This window comes from Pseudomonas sp. BCRC 81390, from assembly GCF_030341915.1.
Taxonomy (GTDB): Bacteria; Pseudomonadota; Gammaproteobacteria; order Pseudomonadales; family Pseudomonadaceae; genus Aquipseudomonas.
Window position 1 is genome coordinate 172,918 of sequence record NZ_JATAAG010000019.1, and the last position, 16,639, is coordinate 189,556.

21 protein-coding genes and 1 pseudogene are annotated in these 16,639 nt (G+C 63.7%); 9 read left to right on the top strand and 13 right to left on the bottom strand.

Annotated features, from left to right (window positions below; all coding sequences use genetic code 11):
• Nucleotides 1-10: 10 nt before the first annotated feature.
• The 6 genes and pseudogenes from fapB to QSV36_RS26035 all read right to left on the bottom strand — a co-directional run.
• Nucleotides 11-589, bottom strand: a complete 579-nt coding sequence (gene fapB / locus QSV36_RS09680) for a fibril amyloid subunit FapB (protein ID WP_289131373.1) — start codon at nucleotides 587-589, stop codon at nucleotides 11-13.
• A 1-nt stretch (nucleotide 590) separates the two neighbouring features.
• Nucleotides 591-1,028, bottom strand: coding sequence for a functional amyloid chaperone FapA (fapA, locus tag QSV36_RS09685; protein ID WP_225778070.1), 438 nt, complete (start codon nucleotides 1,026-1,028; stop codon nucleotides 591-593).
• 297 nt (nucleotides 1,029-1,325) lie between these two features.
• Entirely contained in the window at nucleotides 1,326-1,895 is a 570-nt protein-coding gene (locus QSV36_RS09690) for an AAA family ATPase (RefSeq protein ID WP_289131374.1), read from the bottom strand.
• The gene (gene pnuC, locus QSV36_RS09695; protein WP_289131375.1) at nucleotides 1,892-2,458 is read right to left on the bottom strand and encodes a nicotinamide riboside transporter PnuC; all 567 of its coding nucleotides are present in this window, start codon (nucleotides 2,456-2,458) and stop codon (nucleotides 1,892-1,894) included. The genes QSV36_RS09690 and pnuC overlap by 4 nt, the downstream gene beginning before the upstream one ends.
• 112 nt (nucleotides 2,459-2,570) lie before the next feature.
• Complete coding sequence (locus QSV36_RS26030; RefSeq protein WP_502945664.1) at nucleotides 2,571-3,305, bottom strand: methyl-accepting chemotaxis protein; 735 nt, start codon at nucleotides 3,303-3,305, stop codon at nucleotides 2,571-2,573.
• A gap of 138 nt (nucleotides 3,306-3,443) precedes the next feature.
• A pseudogene (locus tag QSV36_RS26035) lies at nucleotides 3,444-4,205 on the bottom strand (cache domain-containing protein); the annotation flags it as partial.
• Between the two features lie 298 nt (nucleotides 4,206-4,503).
• Between QSV36_RS26035 and QSV36_RS09705 the strand changes: the two are divergent.
• Together QSV36_RS09705 and QSV36_RS09710 are read left to right on the top strand one after the other, a co-directional pair.
• Entirely contained in the window at nucleotides 4,504-5,334 is an 831-nt protein-coding gene (locus QSV36_RS09705; protein ID WP_289131377.1) for an undecaprenyl-diphosphate phosphatase, read from the top strand.
• Complete coding sequence (locus QSV36_RS09710) at nucleotides 5,327-5,740, top strand: DUF1294 domain-containing protein (protein WP_289131378.1); 414 nt, start codon at nucleotides 5,327-5,329, stop codon at nucleotides 5,738-5,740. The genes QSV36_RS09705 and QSV36_RS09710 overlap by 8 nt, the downstream gene beginning before the upstream one ends.
• 75 nt (nucleotides 5,741-5,815) lie before the next feature.
• Here the strand turns inward: QSV36_RS09710 and QSV36_RS09715 are convergent, their stop codons facing one another.
• Together QSV36_RS09715 and QSV36_RS09720 are read right to left on the bottom strand one after the other, a co-directional pair.
• Nucleotides 5,816-6,160, bottom strand: a complete 345-nt coding sequence (locus QSV36_RS09715; RefSeq protein WP_289131540.1) for an MmcQ/YjbR family DNA-binding protein — start codon at nucleotides 6,158-6,160, stop codon at nucleotides 5,816-5,818.
• A gap of 18 nt (nucleotides 6,161-6,178) precedes the next feature.
• Nucleotides 6,179-7,081 carry a LysR substrate-binding domain-containing protein gene (locus tag QSV36_RS09720; RefSeq protein WP_289131379.1) on the bottom strand — a complete coding sequence of 301 codons (903 nt, stop codon included), beginning with the start codon at nucleotides 7,079-7,081 and terminating at the stop codon, nucleotides 6,179-6,181.
• Between the two features lie 130 nt (nucleotides 7,082-7,211).
• Here QSV36_RS09720 and QSV36_RS09725 point away from each other — a divergent pair, with 130 nt between their 5' ends.
• Entirely contained in the window at nucleotides 7,212-7,823 is a 612-nt protein-coding gene (locus QSV36_RS09725) for an FMN-dependent NADH-azoreductase (RefSeq protein WP_289131380.1), read from the top strand.
• Nucleotides 7,824-7,991: 168 nt separating this feature from the next.
• Here the strand turns inward: QSV36_RS09725 and QSV36_RS09730 are convergent, their stop codons facing one another.
• Nucleotides 7,992-9,389 (bottom strand): purine-cytosine permease family protein, encoded by a 1,398-nt coding sequence (locus QSV36_RS09730; RefSeq protein ID WP_289131381.1) that lies wholly within the window; start codon nucleotides 9,387-9,389, stop codon nucleotides 7,992-7,994.
• A gap of 235 nt (nucleotides 9,390-9,624) precedes the next feature.
• On the opposite strand from QSV36_RS09730, the gene QSV36_RS09735 reads away from it, so the two are divergent.
• From QSV36_RS09735 to QSV36_RS09750, 4 genes are all read left to right on the top strand, one after another.
• Entirely contained in the window at nucleotides 9,625-10,509 is an 885-nt protein-coding gene (locus QSV36_RS09735) for an EamA family transporter (protein ID WP_289131382.1), read from the top strand.
• A gap of 60 nt (nucleotides 10,510-10,569) precedes the next feature.
• Entirely contained in the window at nucleotides 10,570-10,890 is a 321-nt protein-coding gene (locus QSV36_RS09740) for a YbjQ family protein (RefSeq protein WP_003258990.1), read from the top strand.
• 139 nt (nucleotides 10,891-11,029) lie between these two features.
• Nucleotides 11,030-11,218: a hypothetical protein gene (locus QSV36_RS09745; RefSeq protein WP_003253897.1), complete on the top strand. Its 189-nt coding sequence runs from the start codon at nucleotides 11,030-11,032 to the stop codon at nucleotides 11,216-11,218.
• A 140-nt stretch (nucleotides 11,219-11,358) separates the two neighbouring features.
• Nucleotides 11,359-11,670, top strand: a complete 312-nt coding sequence (locus tag QSV36_RS09750) for a hypothetical protein (RefSeq protein WP_289131383.1) — start codon at nucleotides 11,359-11,361, stop codon at nucleotides 11,668-11,670.
• A gap of 45 nt (nucleotides 11,671-11,715) precedes the next feature.
• Here the strand turns inward: QSV36_RS09750 and QSV36_RS09755 are convergent, their stop codons facing one another.
• Together QSV36_RS09755 and ampC are read right to left on the bottom strand one after the other, a co-directional pair.
• The gene (locus QSV36_RS09755) at nucleotides 11,716-12,048 is read right to left on the bottom strand and encodes a hypothetical protein (protein WP_225778058.1); all 333 of its coding nucleotides are present in this window, start codon (nucleotides 12,046-12,048) and stop codon (nucleotides 11,716-11,718) included.
• Between the two features lie 300 nt (nucleotides 12,049-12,348).
• Complete coding sequence (gene ampC / locus QSV36_RS09760) at nucleotides 12,349-13,491, bottom strand: class C beta-lactamase (protein WP_289131384.1); 1,143 nt, start codon at nucleotides 13,489-13,491, stop codon at nucleotides 12,349-12,351.
• A 119-nt stretch (nucleotides 13,492-13,610) separates the two neighbouring features.
• Between ampC and QSV36_RS09765 the strand changes: the two genes are divergently transcribed.
• Nucleotides 13,611-14,603 carry a bile acid:sodium symporter family protein gene (locus QSV36_RS09765; protein WP_289131385.1) on the top strand — a complete coding sequence of 331 codons (993 nt, stop codon included), beginning with the start codon at nucleotides 13,611-13,613 and terminating at the stop codon, nucleotides 14,601-14,603.
• Nucleotides 14,604-14,657: 54 nt separating this feature from the next.
• Here the strand turns inward: QSV36_RS09765 and QSV36_RS09770 are convergent, their stop codons facing one another.
• Nucleotides 14,658-15,248, bottom strand: coding sequence for an eCIS core domain-containing protein (locus QSV36_RS09770; RefSeq protein ID WP_289131386.1), 591 nt, complete (start codon nucleotides 15,246-15,248; stop codon nucleotides 14,658-14,660).
• Nucleotides 15,235-15,798, bottom strand: a complete 564-nt coding sequence (locus tag QSV36_RS09775) for a TetR/AcrR family transcriptional regulator (protein WP_289131387.1) — start codon at nucleotides 15,796-15,798, stop codon at nucleotides 15,235-15,237. The genes QSV36_RS09770 and QSV36_RS09775 overlap by 14 nt, the downstream gene beginning before the upstream one ends.
• 89 nt (nucleotides 15,799-15,887) lie before the next feature.
• Here QSV36_RS09775 and QSV36_RS09780 point away from each other — a divergent pair, with 89 nt between their 5' ends.
• Entirely contained in the window at nucleotides 15,888-16,619 is a 732-nt protein-coding gene (locus QSV36_RS09780) for an SDR family oxidoreductase (RefSeq protein ID WP_289131388.1), read from the top strand.
• Nucleotides 16,620-16,639 lie beyond the last annotated feature (20 nt).

Sequence of the window (16,639 nt, forward strand, 5' to 3'; positions counted from 1 at the left end):
ACTGAACGGGTCAATCCGCGACCCGGATGCTCAGGGTGTTGGCCATGCGGTTTCCCACCCCGGCACTCTGGTTCAACTGGATCACGCCACGGCTACCGGTGAAGGCCTGGTCACTGGTGGTGACCTGGCGATGGCCAGTTGGCGTGTCAGTTGCACCGGAGTTGTTGAGCAGCGCCACGTTCTGCTGCAGGAGGACGCTGTCATCAATGCTTTGCGGCTGGGCACCGATGCTGATGCTCAGTGCATTCGCTTGCTGGGTATTGGCGCCGGCGCTCTGGTTGACCCCGAGGGCACCGCTGCCGTTGCTGAAGGCGTTGCCCTGGATAGTCGCGCTGGCATCCATTGCCGGGTTGGCGGGGGTACCCAGCCGTTGCCGTATCTGAGTGCTGGCATGTGCTTCAGGCCCGACCGCAATGGCGCGCGCATTCGCCTGCTGTTGCCGGTCACCTGCAGCCTGGTTGACCGAGAGGTTGCCTTGGTAGCGGCTGCCGGAGCTGTCGATGTCAGCGTGGTTGAGCACCGGGACTGGCGATTGGGCGAGCGCCGAGGCACTGCACAGTGCGGCCAGGATCAGTAGCGAGGGCTTCATGTCACTTGCCTCCCCCGGTCAGGATCTGCAGCGGGGCGAGGCCGCGCTGCACGCTGGAGTTGACCATGTTGGCGATCCCATTGCCGGAGCCTGTGCCGCGCCCGCCGGAAAGGTTGGGCAGTTGCGTCTGGTTGCCGAGGTTGCCGCCCAGGTGGTTGGTCTGCTGGGTGACCAGGTTGCTGATGCCGGCGCCACTGCTGATGCTGGCGAAGTCGCCATCGCTCAGTTCGTTGGTTTGCCTGAGGACGTGGGCGGACGGATTGGCATTGACGGTGGTAGGGGACGGATCGGGGATCAGCGGCGGGACCGTCGCATTACGCGTCTGCACGTCACGGGTGATGATGATGATGCCCTTGTCTGCCTGGGCGGTCAGGCTCAACGAACCGAGCACGCAGCCCAGCAACAGCAGGTGATGAAGGCCTTTGTCAGTTTTCCTCACGACGGCAACTCCTTCTGTGCGCGCTGGCCTTGTCAGCGATGCGAACGGGATAGCAGAAGGTGTGCCGCTTTTGAGAAGCCGTTATGAATCAGCAGGTTGGCGTGAGGGGGTGACAAACTGCGGCGTGTTCTGTCTCAGCCGTGAAACAGGCAACCGCAAGGTTCATGCGCCAGGTCATGGGCGGCCTTGAGCGGGAAGGGATTATCGCCAGTGTTTCAGCATGTTGACACTGCCGGCGGAGCCGGGCACAACCCCCGCAGTTTCGGGAGCCTTGGCCCACCGCACTGTGTCGGCGGGTTAACACTCGATGGGGCTGGCTGGCGCATCGCTATCAATCAGCCTAGTTACTGTTTGTAGCGCCAGCAACTGGCGCTGCGGCCAATTGCCCTCGATTATTTTGTATGCCTGGTGATGCCGCTGCAGCCAGTGCAGGCTGTCGTCGAAAAAGCGCTGGCGATCGCTCAGTGCTGGCTGGCTGCGCTGGCCATCGGCCACCCAGTCCACCCCTTGCGGGCTGAGCAACAGGTGCAGGTGATACTGCCGCGCCAGCAACGCTGGCTCCAGCCAGGCCGGGCAATCGCCGAACAGGGCCTGGCTCCAGAGCATGTTGCTGAGCAGGTGGGTATCCAGAATCAGCAGTGGCGGCGCTTTGGCACGGGCACTGTCTTCCCACGCCAGCTGGCCGCGGGCGATGGTGGGAATGTCGGCGTAACAGGTGTCGCGGCATTCCTGGTCAATGAAGTGGCGCACGTATTCGGCCACCACCACGCCGCCGAAATGCGCCTGGATCACGCCGCTTAGCCAGCTTTTACCGCTGGATTCCGGGCCGCACAGCACCAGCACTTTCATCGCCTGGGCCGTGCTCATGGCTGTACCAGCGCCGGGTCACGATGCCATTCCAGCCAGCCGCGCAAGGCAATGACGGTGAGCACCGCGAAGAAGCCCGCCGTGAAGTACAGCTGCTGGTGCAGGTACTGGCCAACGTAGATGATGTCGACCACCACCCACAGCGGCCAGCACTGCAGGCGTTTTTGTGCCATCCACAATTGCGCCACCAGGCTGAAACCGGTCAGGCTGGCGTCCAGCCAGGGCAGGGCGGCGTCGGTCCAGTTGGCCATGGCAGCGCCCAGTGCGGCGCTCAGCAGCACCCCGGTGGCCAGGCCGTTGAGCAGCGCCGGGCGCTGCAGGCGCGAGACCTGGCGGGCCTCTTCAACATGGCCCGGGCGTTTCCATTGCCACCAGCCATACAGCTGCAGAAGGGCGTAGGCCAGTTGCAGCAGCATGCCTGAATACAGCTTTACCTCGTAGAACAGCCAGCCATAGATCAGCACCATGACCAGGCCGATCGGCCAGCACCAGGCGTTCTGCTTGACCGTGAGCCAGACAGCGATGACGCCGAGGACGGCGGCGATGAGTTCAATGCCGGACATCGGCGATCCTTGGAGAGACTATCGGAGAGAGCGGCGATTGTAGCGGGTCGGTTGGGCCAGGTGTAGGGCGTCGGGGTATTCGGGGCTGCTTTGCAGCCCCGGCATTTCGACTCTACACCTTGAATTGGCGCAACAACTGTTCCAGTTCTTCGCTCAACCGCCCCAGCGCCACCCCGGCCTCGCTGGACTGCCGCGCCGCATCGGCGGTCTGTTGCGACAAACCGGCGGTATCCAGCACGTTGCGGTTGATCTCCTCGACCACATGCGACTGTTGCAAGGTGGCGCTGGCAATCGAGGCATTCAAGGCGGTGAGGTTGTTCAGCGCCTGGTTGATGGCGTCCAGGCTGGCACCAGCTTCGCGGGCTTGCTCGACGGTCTGGCGCGAGGCTTCGCTGCTGGTGTCGATGGCCTTGACCGCAGCGTCCGACTGGCTTTGCAGGTGCTCGATCATGGTGTGGATCTCGGCCGTCGACTGCGCCGTGCGTTGCGCCAGCAGGCGCACCTCGTCGGCGACCACGGCAAAGCCACGGCCTTGCTCGCCGGCCCGTGCCGCCTCGATGGCCGCGTTCAGCGCCAGCAGGTTGGTCTGCTCGGCGATCGAGCGGATAACGTCCAGCACACCGCCGATGCGCGTGCTGTGCCCGGCCAGGTCGCGGATCACCTGCACCGCCTGGTCGATGGTCAGCGATAGCTGGTCGATCTGCGCCAGGCTGCCATGGATAGCCTCCTGGCCGTGTGCTACCTGCTGTTGCGCGGTGCGCATTTCCCCGGCGGCCTGCTCGGCGGTCTTGGCCACGTCCTGCACGGCGTAGGTCACCTCGTTGACCGCAGTGGCCACCTGGTCCATCTGTGCCGATTGCTGGGCGCTGTGCTGTTGCGCGGCGCCGGCGTTGTCGCCCACATGCCCGGCGGACTGCGCCAAGGCATGGGCCGCCCCTTGCAACTGGCCGATCACGCCCTGCAGCTTGCCGTTGAAGCGGTTGAAGTGCTCGCCCAGGTAAGTGATTTCGTCGCGGCCATGGGTGTCAAGGCGCCGGGTCAGGTCGCTCTCGCCACTGGCGATGTTGCCCATGGCTTGCACGGCCTCCTGCAGCGGGCGGGCGATGCTGCGGGCAATCAGCATCACCACCAGGGCCATGAGCAGGGCAATGGCCAGCCCGACCAGCGAGGCGTCGCGCAACTGGCGATTGAATTCGGCCTGCACGTCATCGACGTAGACACCCGAGCCGATGATCCAGCCCCACGGCTTGAACAGCTGAATATACGAGGTCTTGGCCACCGGCTCGCTGGCACCGGGCTTGGGCCAACGGTAATTGACCGGCCCTGCTTCCTGTTGCCGGGCCAGGGCGACCATTTCGTTGAACACGGCGAAGCCGTCAGGGTCGCGGATGGCCGACAGGTCCTGGCCGTCGAGCTTTGGGTTGGCCGGATGCATGATCATCTTCGGCCCCAGATCGTTGATCCAGAAATAATCGTCGTGGTCGTAGCGCAGGGCCCGTACCACCTGCAGCGCTTGTTGCTGGGCCGCTTCGCGGCTGAGCGTGCCGGCCGTTTCCAGGCCCTGGTAATACGCCAGTACACCCGCTGCGGTCTGCACCACATGGCGGGTCTTTTCCGCCTTGGCCTGGTACAGGTCGCCATGGATCTGGCGCAGCATCAGTAGGCCCAGCACCAGCAGCATCGCTACCGCCACCAGCAGAATCAGCCACAGGCGGCGGCTGATAGACATCGATCTCAGGGTTTTCATCCCACAGCTCCCGCATTGTTCTTGTTATTCAAGTGCATCCAAGCATGGTTTGGGCGAGGGCCCTACTCGACTAATGGCTAAGTGCTATGCGACTGATAGTCTGCCGCGTTCGTACCAGGCGATCGCAAAGGCACTCTGCTAGGATTTCGGCCGCGCAAGATGAAACCTTTAGGCAGCGTGAACTTTTCTACTGGCGTTGCGCCCAGCAGTCGCTGTAAAACAGCCGGGCCGCGCGCGGCAAACTCAAGCAAATCAAGAACAAGGGGCCTGCCATGAGCAGCGCTCCAGCGGGGGAACGATGGATTTTTGGACTGCCATTCAGGCAATCATCTTGGGCGTGGTCGAAGGGCTGACGGAATTTCTGCCGATATCCAGCACCGGCCACCAGATCATCGTCGCCGACCTGATCGGGTTTGGTGGCGAACGGGCCATGGCTTTCAACATCATCATTCAGTTGGCGGCGATCCTGGCAGTGGTGTGGGAGTTCCGTGGCAAGATCCTCGACGTGGTCTTCGGCCTGGCCAGCCAACCTACGGCGCGGCGTTTCACCGGCAACCTGTTGCTGGCATTCCTGCCGGCAGTGGTACTGGGCGTGCTGTTCGCCGACTTGATCCATGAGTACCTGTTCAACCCGATCACTGTAGCGGCGGCATTGGTGGTGGGTGGGGTGATCATGCTCTGGGCCGAGCGTCGCCAGCACCGTGTTGAGGTCGACCATGTGGATGACATGCGCTGGAGCCATGCCCTGAAGATCGGCTTCATCCAGTGCCTGGCGATGATTCCGGGCACTTCGCGCTCCGGTTCGACCATTATCGGCGGCCTGCTGTTCGGCCTGTCGCGCAAGGCTGCCACCGAGTTCTCGTTCTTCCTGGCCATGCCAACCATGGTCGGGGCCGCGGTGTACTCGGGCTACAAGTACCGCGACCTGTTCCAGCCCGGCGACCTGCCGGTCTTTGCCCTTGGTTTCGTGACCTCGTTCATTTTCGCCATGATCGCAGTGCGCGCGCTGCTCAAGTTCATTGCCAACCACAGCTATGCGGCGTTCGCCTGGTATCGCATCGCCTTTGGCCTGCTGATTCTGGCGACCTGGCAGTTCGGCTGGGTTGACTGGGCGACGGCACATGGCTGAGGCAACCCGGGCAGTACCGCGCGAGGGCGTACGCAACGTACGCCTGAAGCTGCTGCTGTTGGGCCTGCTGTGCCTGTTGCCAGGCCTGGGAGTGGCGCGCATGGCCTGGCTCGACCAGGCCTGGTGGCTGCTGGCGCTGTACCCGGCGATGAGCCTGGTCAGCCTGCTGCTGTACTGGCAGGATAAACAACAGGCGCGCAGCCAGGCCAGGCGTACGCCGGAAAAGCTGCTGCATGCCAGTGAGCTGCTGGGTGGCTGGCCGGGGGCACTGCTGGCACAGCAGCTGTTTCGGCACAAGACGCGCAAGGTCTCGTATCAGCTGGTGTGCTGGGGAATCGTGCTGCTGCACCAGGTGTTCTGGGCGGACTGGCTGTTTCTCGGCGGGCGTTATCTGGCCGTTGGTTGATCCATGGCTGTGCCGACCTCTTCGCGGGTAACCTGCTGTTTCAGGTGAAGCCGCGAAGATGCCGACGAAGAGGGATCACAACACCAACCCCACCTGCAGCCGCTTGGGCAGGCGCCGCACCACCAGCTGGTGCGAGCGCTGCAGCAAATCACACAGCTCCTCACCTGCCATCGGGTAGGGCAGCGCCATGCTGATCCACCGCGCCCGCGCCAGATACGGCGCAGGCCGCACCCCGGGGCGGTCACAATAGCCGAGAAACAGCTCGTCGGCCACTTTGAACGACAGCCCCGCGCCCGCCAGGTCAAGCACCGCGAACATCTTGTTGCCCGCCACCGAGAACACCCGGATGCCGCCCCATTTGTAGTCTTCCCGTGCCCCTGGCAGGCTCAGGCAGAACGCCGCCACCTGGGCTTCGCTCAGGCTTCGCTCAGGCTTCGCTCAGACATACCGTTCTCCACAGGCCTCGAATGAGGCCGCCAGGTGGTCGATCCACACCCGTACCGCCGGCAGCAGACCCCGCCGGTGCGGGTACACCGCCTGCAGGTAGCCGCCTGGTAGCGACCAGTCCGGCAGCAGGCGCACCAGTTCGCCACGTTCCAGCTCTTCTTCGCAGAACATGCTGGGCAGCGCGGTAAACCCGAGGCCTGCCCGTACGGCTGCATTACGTACTACGAAATCGTCGATGGCCAGCCGCGGTTCCAGGGCAATTTCTTGCTGTTTGCCGTGGGGGCCGAACAGGCGGAAGTGTACCAGGCGGTCCGCTTCGGCGGCGCCCAGCACCGGTAGTGAGGCCAGTTCGGCGGGGTCGCGGATGTGATCGGCGAAACCCGGCGCGGCCACCAGTTGCATCTGTGCCTGGCGCAGGCGGCGGGTGACCAGGGCCGGGTCTTCATCGCCCAGGTCGCGTACCCGCAAGGCCACGTCGATGCCTTCGGAAATCAGGTCGACGCGGCGGTTGAGCAGCACCATGTCCAGTTGCACCAGCGGATATTGCTCGAGAAAGCGGCTGATGACATCCGGCAGGAACGCGTGGGCCAACGCCACCGGGCAGGACACCCGCAAGCGCCCACGTGGCTCGCTGCTCATGCTGGCCACCGCTTCGTCGGCGGCTTCGGCCTCCAGCAGCATGGCCTGGCAGTGGTGCAGGTAGCGCTCGCCCACGGCGGTGAGCTTCAACTGCCGGGTGGTGCGTTGCAGCAGGCGGGTGCCCAGGCGTTCCTCGAGCTCGGCGATGCGCCGCGAAAGGCGCGACTTGGGGATGCCCAGCTGGCGCCCGGCGGCTGCGAAACCACCGGCTTCGACCACGCGGGCAAAGTAGAAAAGGTCGTTGAGGTCCTGCATGGGAATGTCTCATTGTTCCATGTGTAGGACAAACTAACGCATTTTTGCCGTCTTATCAGCCATTGGTCACCTCGATAGGATTTTCCCATCTTGATCGCCCAGCTGCGGTCGTCACTCACAGGAGAGTCCCATGAAACTGTTGCATATCGATTCGAGCATCCTGGGCGACAATTCCGCCTCTCGCCAACTGAGCCGCGAAGTGGTCGAGGCCTGGAAAGCGGCCGACCCAAGCGTGGAAGTGGTGTACCGCGACCTGGCCGCTGACGCCATCGCTCACTTCTCCGCTGCCACCCTGGTAGCGGCAGGCACCCCGGAAGACATGCGCGATGCGGCCCAGGCCTTCGAAGCCAGGCTGAGCGCAGAAACCTTGGCCGAGTTCCTTGCTGCGGATGCCGTGGTAATCGGTGCGCCAATGTACAACTTCACCGTGCCGACCCAGCTCAAGGCCTGGATCGACCGCGTCGCCGTTGCCGGCCAGACCTTCCGCTACACCGAAGCCGGCCCGGAAGGCCTGTGCGGTAACAAGAAAGTTGTGCTGGTGTCGACTGCCGGTGGCCTGCACGCTGGCCAGCCGACCGCTGCCGGGCATGAAGACTTCCTCAAGGTGTTCCTCGGCTTCATCGGTATCACCGACCTGGAAATCGTTCGCGCCCATGGCCTGGCCTACGGCCCAGAGCAGCGCAGCCAGGCGATCGACACTGCCCAGGCGCAAATTGCCAACGAACTGTTCGTTGCTGCCTGAGTCAGGTACCAAACGCTGACGCTGTAGCAGCGACCCAGTGTCGCGAAAGGGCTGCGAAGCGGCCCCAGAGAACTCGGTGCCAACGCCGAAGCCAGGGCCGCTTTGCGGCCCTTTCGCGACACAAGGTCGCTCCTGCATAACCGCTGCTGCAGCCCGTGTCTGCGCGACTCAGCGAGTCTCAGGCATGATCATCGACACTGGCGCGTGGTGGGCCCGTTTACGCGCCACCAGGTAGTAGAGCACGCTCGGCACTACCAGGCCGATCATCCACGATACATCCACACCGCCCAGGTGCTCGACCATCGGCCCGGTGTACAGCTTGGTGTCGATGAACGGCATCTGGATCAGCACGCCCACGCTGTAGACGATGATCCCGGGCCAGTTCCAGCGGCCATAGCGGCCCCGCGGGTCGGCGAGGGCAGGGATGTCGTAACGCTCCTTGGTGATGAAGTAGTAGTCGACCAGGTTGACTGCACTCCATGGCACGAAGAACGTCAGCAGGAACAGGATGAACGATTTGAACGCACCGAGAAACGAATGCTGGCCAAGCAGGGCCAGCAAGGTGGCCGCACCGACGATAGCCAGTACGAACAGCAGGCGTTGTGCGCGGCTGACCACCAGGTGGCCACGGAAGCCGCTGATGATGGTGGCAATGCACATGAAGCTGCCATAGGAATTGAGCGTCGAGATGGTCACCTTGCCAAAGGCGATGCAGAAATACAGCAGCGCTGCGGTGCCGCCGGCACCGCCCAGGCCGACGATGTAGGCCACTTCGCGACCGGAGAACTGGCCGCCGGCAATGGCCACGGCGAATACGCCGAGGACCATTGACGCCTGGGCGCCGATCACCGAGCCCAGGCCTGCGGCGAGGAAGGTCTTGAGTGGTGAGGTGCTGCTTGGCAGGTAGCGCGAGTAGTCGGCGACATAGGGGCCGAAGGCGATCTGCCAGGACGCCGCCAGTGAGACGGCGAGCAGGAACGATGCCCAGCTGAAGTGGCGGTTGTCGAGCAACTGACCGATGTCAGCCAGCATCAGGATACGGCTGAACAGGTAGACGAAGGCAATGATGCCCAGCACGCTGGCAACTCTGCCGATCCAGTGGATGACCCGGTATCCGGCCAGGGTGGCGAGCACGATGACGCTGGCGAAGATCAGGATACCGGTACTGTCGCTGACGCTCAGCAACTGGCCAATCGCCTGCCCGGAGAGCACCGTGCCGGTTGCAGTGAAGCCCAGGTACATCAGGCATACCAGTACCATCGGTATGGCCGCACCATAGACCCCGAACTGAACGCGGCTGGAAATCATCTGCGGCAGCCCCAGGCGCGGGCCCTGTGCGGCATGCAGGGCCATCACCGCGCCGCCGATCAACTGGCCGAGCAGCAGGCCGATCAGCGACCAGAACACGTCGCCGCCGAGCACCACGGCCAGTGCGCCGGTGACGATGGCAGTGATCTGCAAGTTGGCGCCCAGCCACAGGGTGAACTGGCTGTATACGCGTCCATGGCGCTCGGTTTCGGGTATGTAGTCGATCGAGCGCCGCTCGATTACGGGTTTGCTGGACATACGCTGCTCCGCTTCTTTGTAGTTGTCTTGGCGAGTCAGTCATCGGCGGCACGCAAGGCGGATGACATCGCCTGCATCTGAGCATGTATATACAAGTAGGGTCAAGTGAAGTTGCCACAGGTGAAACAGTGCACTGTTGCGTAAGGATGGACGGCAACTGTGCTGGTTACCGGCGGGGGAATAGCCTTATGCTGTAACGAAATATGTCTAGAACGCCTGAAAAAAGGATACCGCAATGCCGCTCAAGGACCTGCTCATCGCCCTGGTGGTGATCGTTGCATGGGGTGTCAACTTCGTGGTCATCAAGGTTGGCCTCGATGGCTTGCCACCGATGCTGCTGGGGGCACTGCGCTTCCTGCTGGTGGCGTTCCCGGCGATTCTGCTGGTGAAGCGGCCGCAGTTGCCGTGGCGCTGGCTGGTCGCCTACGGTGCGACCATTTCCCTGGGCCAGTTCGCCTTCCTGTTCCAGGCCATGTACAGCGGCATGCCACCAGGGCTGGCCTCCCTGATCCTGCAGTCGCAGGCCTTCTTCACCCTCGGTTTTGCCGCGCTGTTTCTCGGCGAACGGCTGCGCCTGGCCAGCGTGCTGGGGCTGCTGGTGGCGGCCAGCGGCCTGGCGCTGATCGGCAGCGAAGACGGCGGCCATGTGCCGATGCTGGCGCTGGTGCTGACCCTGTGCGGCGGAGCCATGTGGGGGCTGGGCAACATCATCACCCGGCGCTTTGGCTCGGTTGACCTGGTGGCGCTGGTGATCTGGGGAGGGTTGATCCCGCCGCTGCCGTTCCTGGCCTTGTCCTGGTGGCTGGAGGGGCCGGAGCGCATCGGTCATGCCCTGGCGCATATCAGCTGGAGCTCGGTATTGGCCCTGGCTTACCTGGCGTTTGTCGCCACCATGCTGGGCTACAGCCTGTGGAGCAAGCTGTTGTCGCGCCACCCGGCCGGCAAGGTAGCGCCGTTTTCGCTGCTGGTGCCGGTCATTGGCCTGAGCTCCTCGGCCTTGTTGCTGGGCGAGCGCCTGAGTGCCACCCAGGGCTGGGGCGCCTTGCTGGTGATGGCGGGGCTGCTGGTGAACGTGTTCGGCGCGCGCATCGGCCAGCGCTTGCGCGCGGTCAGTGCATGAAGTGCGGCCCTGGGGGCTGTTAGAATCGGTCTCTTTTGCCAGGCCAATGGAGTGCACCCCATGATCATTTCCACCACCAGCCAGCTCGAAGGCCGCCCGATTGCCGAATACCTGGGCGTAGTCAGCTCCGAATCGGTGCAGGGCATCAATTTCGTGCGCGATTTCTTTGCACGTTTCCGCGACTTTTTCGGCGGCCGTTCGCAAACCCTGGAAAGCGCATTGCGCGAGGCCCGGGAACAGGCCACCGAAGAACTGAAAGCGCGGGCACGCCAGTTGCAAGCCGATGCGGTAGTGGGGGTGGATTTCGAGATCAGCATGCCGTCGGTACAGGGCGGCATGGTCGTGGTATTTGCCACCGGCACGGCGGTGCGCCTGAAGTAGGGCGCCCGGCCGCTGGTCGGGTGCGGAGTTGCAGTCCGGGCGGTCTGCAAATGACCAGCTAGTCTCACTTTCACTGGGCGCGTTTACCTGGGCAACCCTTCTGGTTGTCGGCGCGTCCGCCACTGGAGGGAGACAGGGCATGAGCGAATCCTTTTTCGAAGACCTGAACGACGCGTTCCCGATCAACAGCCAGGTGCGTTGCGGCCAGGCGGCATTCCGCCTGGGCTTCGCCCACATGACGCTGGATGATTCCGAACAGCTCCAGCCAGCACACCTGCAGCGCAGCAAGAAAGGCCGCTTCATGCCGCGGGTGCCGCTGAAAAAGTGATCCCGCTTCAGCTCAACCCCGCCGAACGGCGGGGTTTTTGTTGCAATTCGTTGATCCGCCTCATGGCATTGCCGGGTAGCGCTCGCCGGATTGCCAAGGCTGTGGTTTCCTGACGTGGCATTCCTGTAACGGAGGATTGAATGCTCATGCGAGTCAGGGAAGAGACCTATTGGCAGTGGGCCGATGCCCAGCTGCATAGCCGCTGCCATGATGAAGCGCTCAGTGACGGCACCACGCTGGACGTGCAGGTGCGCCTGTCGCGCCTGGGGGCGACCCAGCTGTTCCTGGGTCTGTATGGCCGGGACGGGCGGGCATTGCTGGAGGAGTATTACCCCGCACGGCCGGGCGAGACCATGACCCGTGCGTTGGTCTGGGGCGTGAACCGCGCCCGGGCCATGGCCACCGGCGCCTTGCCGCTGCCGGAAACCCGCAAGCACCGGCGCCAGGCATGAAAAAGCCCGGCCTGTGCAGGCCGGGCTCAAGCAGGGTGCGAACCCTCAATTGATCGGTTCGATCACCTTCACGGCCTGCTGCTCACGGGCAGCGGGCCATTCCTGTTGCAGGGTCTGCAGGACGCGGCCGACGAACTCGGTGTCGGCGGCGGCCTTCTTGCCGACGTAGCCTTGGCCACGACGGTAGACCTTGAAGCGCGCACGCATGCTGGGCAGGTGCTCTTCGAATTCATCTTCGACGGTATTCGGTGGCAGGCGGTCCAGGCGCACTTCACCGGTCTGGCTGACCCACAGCAGGTGGTCGTCAAGGCTGTCCTTGCGTACGGCGAACAGCTGAGCCAATTGGTCGATAGTCGGATTGTTGTTCAGGTTCATCATAAAGCCCCCATTACCCAGTCGTATTGATTTTTCACAGTTGGCGCTACCACGGTGTAGCGCACTACCAAGGCTGCTACAGCAGCATCGCAACAGGGGCTTTCTCACGCTGCCTTTTGGACAGTTTCCCTCTCCACGGACGGCCTGCGTTACCGCGCAGGCCGTCTGGAACACCCTTGCCACCGCTCCCGATCAGGGAGACGGCTTCATCATGCCCAAGGGCGATGAACGGCGTCAACCATTTTGTAGTGAATATTTTTCCTCACTACATTGTGTCGTTTTGTCTGACAATCGCAGCCGCTACTAGAGCCCGGAGAGTATCTCAAAGGCGGCGCGAACGCGGGCTTCGTTCGGGTAGTTGCGGTTCGCCAGCAGCACCACGGCCAGTTGTTCGGCGGGCACGAAAGCGGCGTAGGCACCGAAGCCATTGGTCGAGCCGGTCTTGTTGTACCAGGCGGCCGCCAACGCGGGCAGGGCAGGTTGCAAGCGCGTGGTTGCCTGCGGTTCACGGATGAGCCGCGGGCTGTTGCCGTCGACCAGGGTATCCAGCGTGACCGGATATGGGTAACGCTCCCAGCCCAGGCCTTGGGTCATGGCGCCAACCTGGAAGTAACCCTGTCGGGTGATGGTTGTCGCTTGCACCAGGGCGGCAGGCAGGCCGTCCGGCTGCATGTGCAGGCGCACATAGCGCAGCAGGTCGCTGGCGCTGGTCTTGATGCCGTAAGCCTCGTCTGCGTAGGGGCCGGGGCCGACCCGCACGGGCTGGTCGTTGGCGTCGTAGCCTTGGGCATACAGCCCCTGGGCGTCGGCCGGAACCTGCAGGTAAGTGTTCTGCAGGCCCATTTTCGCCAGCAGGCCCTCGCTCATCAGCGTGGCAAACGGCTGGTGCCGGGCCCGCGCGGCCAGGTCACCGAACAGACCCAGGCTGGGGTTGGAGTAGCAACGCTGGGTGCCAGGTTCGGCACGGGGTTGCCAGTGGCGGAAGAAATCGACCACCTGCTGTGGTGTCTGCACCGCATCCGGAAACTGCAACGGCAGGCAGTCAGCGCTGTAGGCGCCCAGGTCCAGGACGCTCGCCTCGCCAATGGGGGCCCCGGCCAGGGCCGGGTGATAGCGCTTGGCCGGTGCGGCGAGGTCCAGCGCGCCCTCGGCGCTGGCCAGCGCGACCAGGTTGGCGGTGTAGGTCTTGCTCAGTGAACCGATCTCGAACAGCGTGTCGCGGCTGACCGGCACATTGTCGGCCTTGCTGGCCACGCCATAGCTGAAGTAGTGGGCATGGTCGTGGGCATAGATTGCCACGGCCATGCCGGCAATACCTTGTTCCTGCATCAGTGGCCGAATGATCCGGTCGACCTTGGCCTGCAATTGGTCGTCGGCCTCGGCGGTGCTGTAGCCAAGACTGAGGGAGAGGGCAGCGGCAAGTGTAGCCAGGCGTGGGAAAGGCATGGGCAGGTCCTTTTGCGGGAGGTGTCCGTTGCGCGATACCGGTGGGGGTTCCGGCGTTAGCGGCGAAAAGTCGAAGACCTTATCGTCTGCCCTTGCACAATGACAAGACGGAAACGGTAATGAAGTATTTGCGCATGTTGTTCGACAACTTCACCCTGGCCTTGCTCGGGGTGGTACTGCTCGCCACCGTGCTGCCCTGCTCGGGCGACGGTGCGGTGTATTTCGGCTGGCTGACCAACCTGGCCATCGGCCTGCTGTTCTTCCTGCATGGCGCCAAGCTGTCGCGCCAGGCGATCATTGCCGGTGCCGGCCACTGGCGCCTGCACGGGGTGGTATTCGCCTGCACCTTCGTGCTGTTCCCGCTGCTAGGGCTGGCGTTCAAGCCACTGTTCGTACCGCTGGTGGGCAACGAGCTGTACCTGGGCGTGCTCTACCTGTGTGCCTTGCCGGCCACCGTGCAGTCGGCCATCGCCTTCACTTCGCTGGCACGTGGTAACGTGCCGGCGGCCATCTGCAGCGCGGCGGCATCCAGCCTGCTGGGCATCTTCCTCACCCCCTTGCTGGTCATGCTGTTGCTCGGCGCCAGTGGCGATACCGGCTCGGGCCTGGAAGCGGTGCTGAAGATCACCCTGCAATTGCTGGTGCCGTTCGTGGCCGGGCAGATCGCACGGCGCTGGATCGGTGCCTGGGTCAAGCGCAATGCGCGTTGGCTCAAGGTGGTGGACCAAGGCTCGATCCTGCTGGTGGTCTATACCGCCTTCAGCGAGGCGGTCGTCACCGGGCTGTGGCACACAGTATCGCCGCAACACCTGGCCGGATTGTTTGCCGTATGCGGGATCTTGCTGGCGGTGGTGCTGTACGGTACCCGGCTGCTCGGCGGGCTGCTGGGTTTTGACCTGGAGGACCGCATCACCATCCTGTTCGCCGGCTCGAAGAAAAGCCTGGCCACCGGGGTACCGATGGCCCAGGTGCTGTTCGTCGGTAGTGGCATCGGCGCGATGATCCTGCCGCTGATGCTGTTCCACCAGATCCAGCTGATGGTCTGTGCGGTACTGGCGCAACGTTATGCCAGCCGTGAGCAGGTGCCCGAAGAGGCTTCGGCGGCGTCCTGACACGCGCGGGTTGGCCAGCGACGCGGTCGCCGCTTGCACGGCGACCGCCAGTATCTATCTGGCCTGTCCTGAACCACGCGCGCGCAGTGCCTTGCCCACTTCAGCCTCGATCTTGTAGGCCGGCGCTTCCAGCTCGTCGTAGTTGCGCGTGTAGCGTCGGGCGAACTCTTCCACACCCAGTTGCTGATACTGCTGCACATGTTTCAGTTCATGTGCCCACAAGGCGACGTTGTCCTCGGCGTCGGAAGCGCGGCGGAAGATGATCGTGTCGATCAGCGTCACGGCATTCACATCAGGGTTCTGCAGTAGCGCATTGGCCGCGCTCATTTGCTGTTCGTCACCCACCCGGAAACGTGCCGCGTCGAGCACGGCAAAGTCATACCAGGCTTCGAGTTGTGCACGAATATGCAGCGGGATCGGTTGCACGCCGTCGGCGGTGGCCTCGTCGCGGGCCTGCTGCAAGGCGTAGGTCAGGCTGGAAGAAGCCAGCACTTCAACATCCTTGAAAATCTGCCCGGCCTGCCCGGGGTCGATGGGCGCACAGAAACACCCCATCAGGCACACCTGGTACTGCCCTGGCGGGCAAGCCTGTTCGGCGAACGCAGGCAGGGCCAGTAGCCACAGCAGGAGACTAATCCGCTTCATGCAGGGCCTTCTCGACGAAGTGGCGGCTGGCATCCAGCACCTGCGACTGCACGCTCTCGGTGGCCAGCATGCGCCCGACCAGCAAGGCGCCGACGCACTGGCTGATCAGCACCCAGGCCAACTCGTCGTCCTCCAGGGTCGCGCTCCAGGCTTGGTGCAGTTCCACCAGCCAATGTTCGGCCACCGCGCGCACGGGTGCCTGGGCCCGCGCAATCTCCACCCCCAATGGCGGCAGCGGGCAGCCACCTTCGGCATTGTGCAGGTGGGCCAGGCTCAGGTACTGCTGCAGGCAACGGGCTAGGCGTTCGCGGCTGGCCTCCTGGTTGGCCAGGCGCGCCAGCGGGCTGTTGCACAGTTCCTGTCGCACCACTTCGGTGAACAGGTCGTCCTTGGACGGGAAGTGGTTGTAGAAGGCACCGCCGGTCAGGCCGATCGCCTTCATCAGCCCGGCCACGCCAGTGCTGGAAAAGCCCCCGCGTTTGGCCAGGGCGCCGCTGCTGGCCAGCAGCCGCTCACGGGTTTGCTGCTTGTGTTCGTTGGTGTAGCGCATTCACTTGCCTCTGCAGGCGGGCTTGACGTTGGCGGCGATCATAACATAGCGTTCGTTTACTAAACGATCATTCACCAATAGGTGCAGGCATGGCAGAACAACAAAAAGTAGTGCTGGTGGTAGGCGCGGGTGATGCCACCGGTGGCGAGATTGCCAAGCGCTTTGCCCGTGAGGGCTACATCGCCTGTGTGACCCGGCGTCAGGCTGACAGGCTGCAGCCGCTGCTGGACGAAATCCGCGCTGCCGGCGGCCAGGCTTACGGTTTTGGCTCCGATGCGCGCAAGGAGCAGGAGGTGGCGACGCTGGTCGATACCATCGAGCGCGATATTGGCCCGATCGAAGCGTTCGTATTCAACATCGGGGCCAATGTGCCCTGCAGCATTCTTGAAGAAACCCCGCGCAAATACTTCAAGATCTGGGAAATGGCCTGTTTTGCCGGTTTCCTCACCGCCCAGGCGGTGGCCCGGCGCATGGTCCAGCGCGAGCGCGGCACCCTGCTGTTCACTGGCGCCACCGCGGGCACCCGTGGCGCGGCCGGTTTTGCAGCATTCGCCGGGGCCAAGCACGCCTTGCGCGCCCTGGCCCAGAGCATGGCGCGCGAACTGGGGCCGCGGAACATCCATGTCGCCCACGTGGTGGTCGACGGCGCCATCGACACGGCTTTCATCCGTGACAGTTTCCCCGAGCGCTACGCCCTCAAGGACCAGGACGGTATTCTCGACCCGGCCCACATCGCCGACAGCTATTGGTTCCTGCACACCCAGCCCCGCGACGCCTGGACCTTCGAACTGGACCTGCGCCCCTGGCTGGAACGTTGGTAAAGCCCTTTCACCGAGCAAGG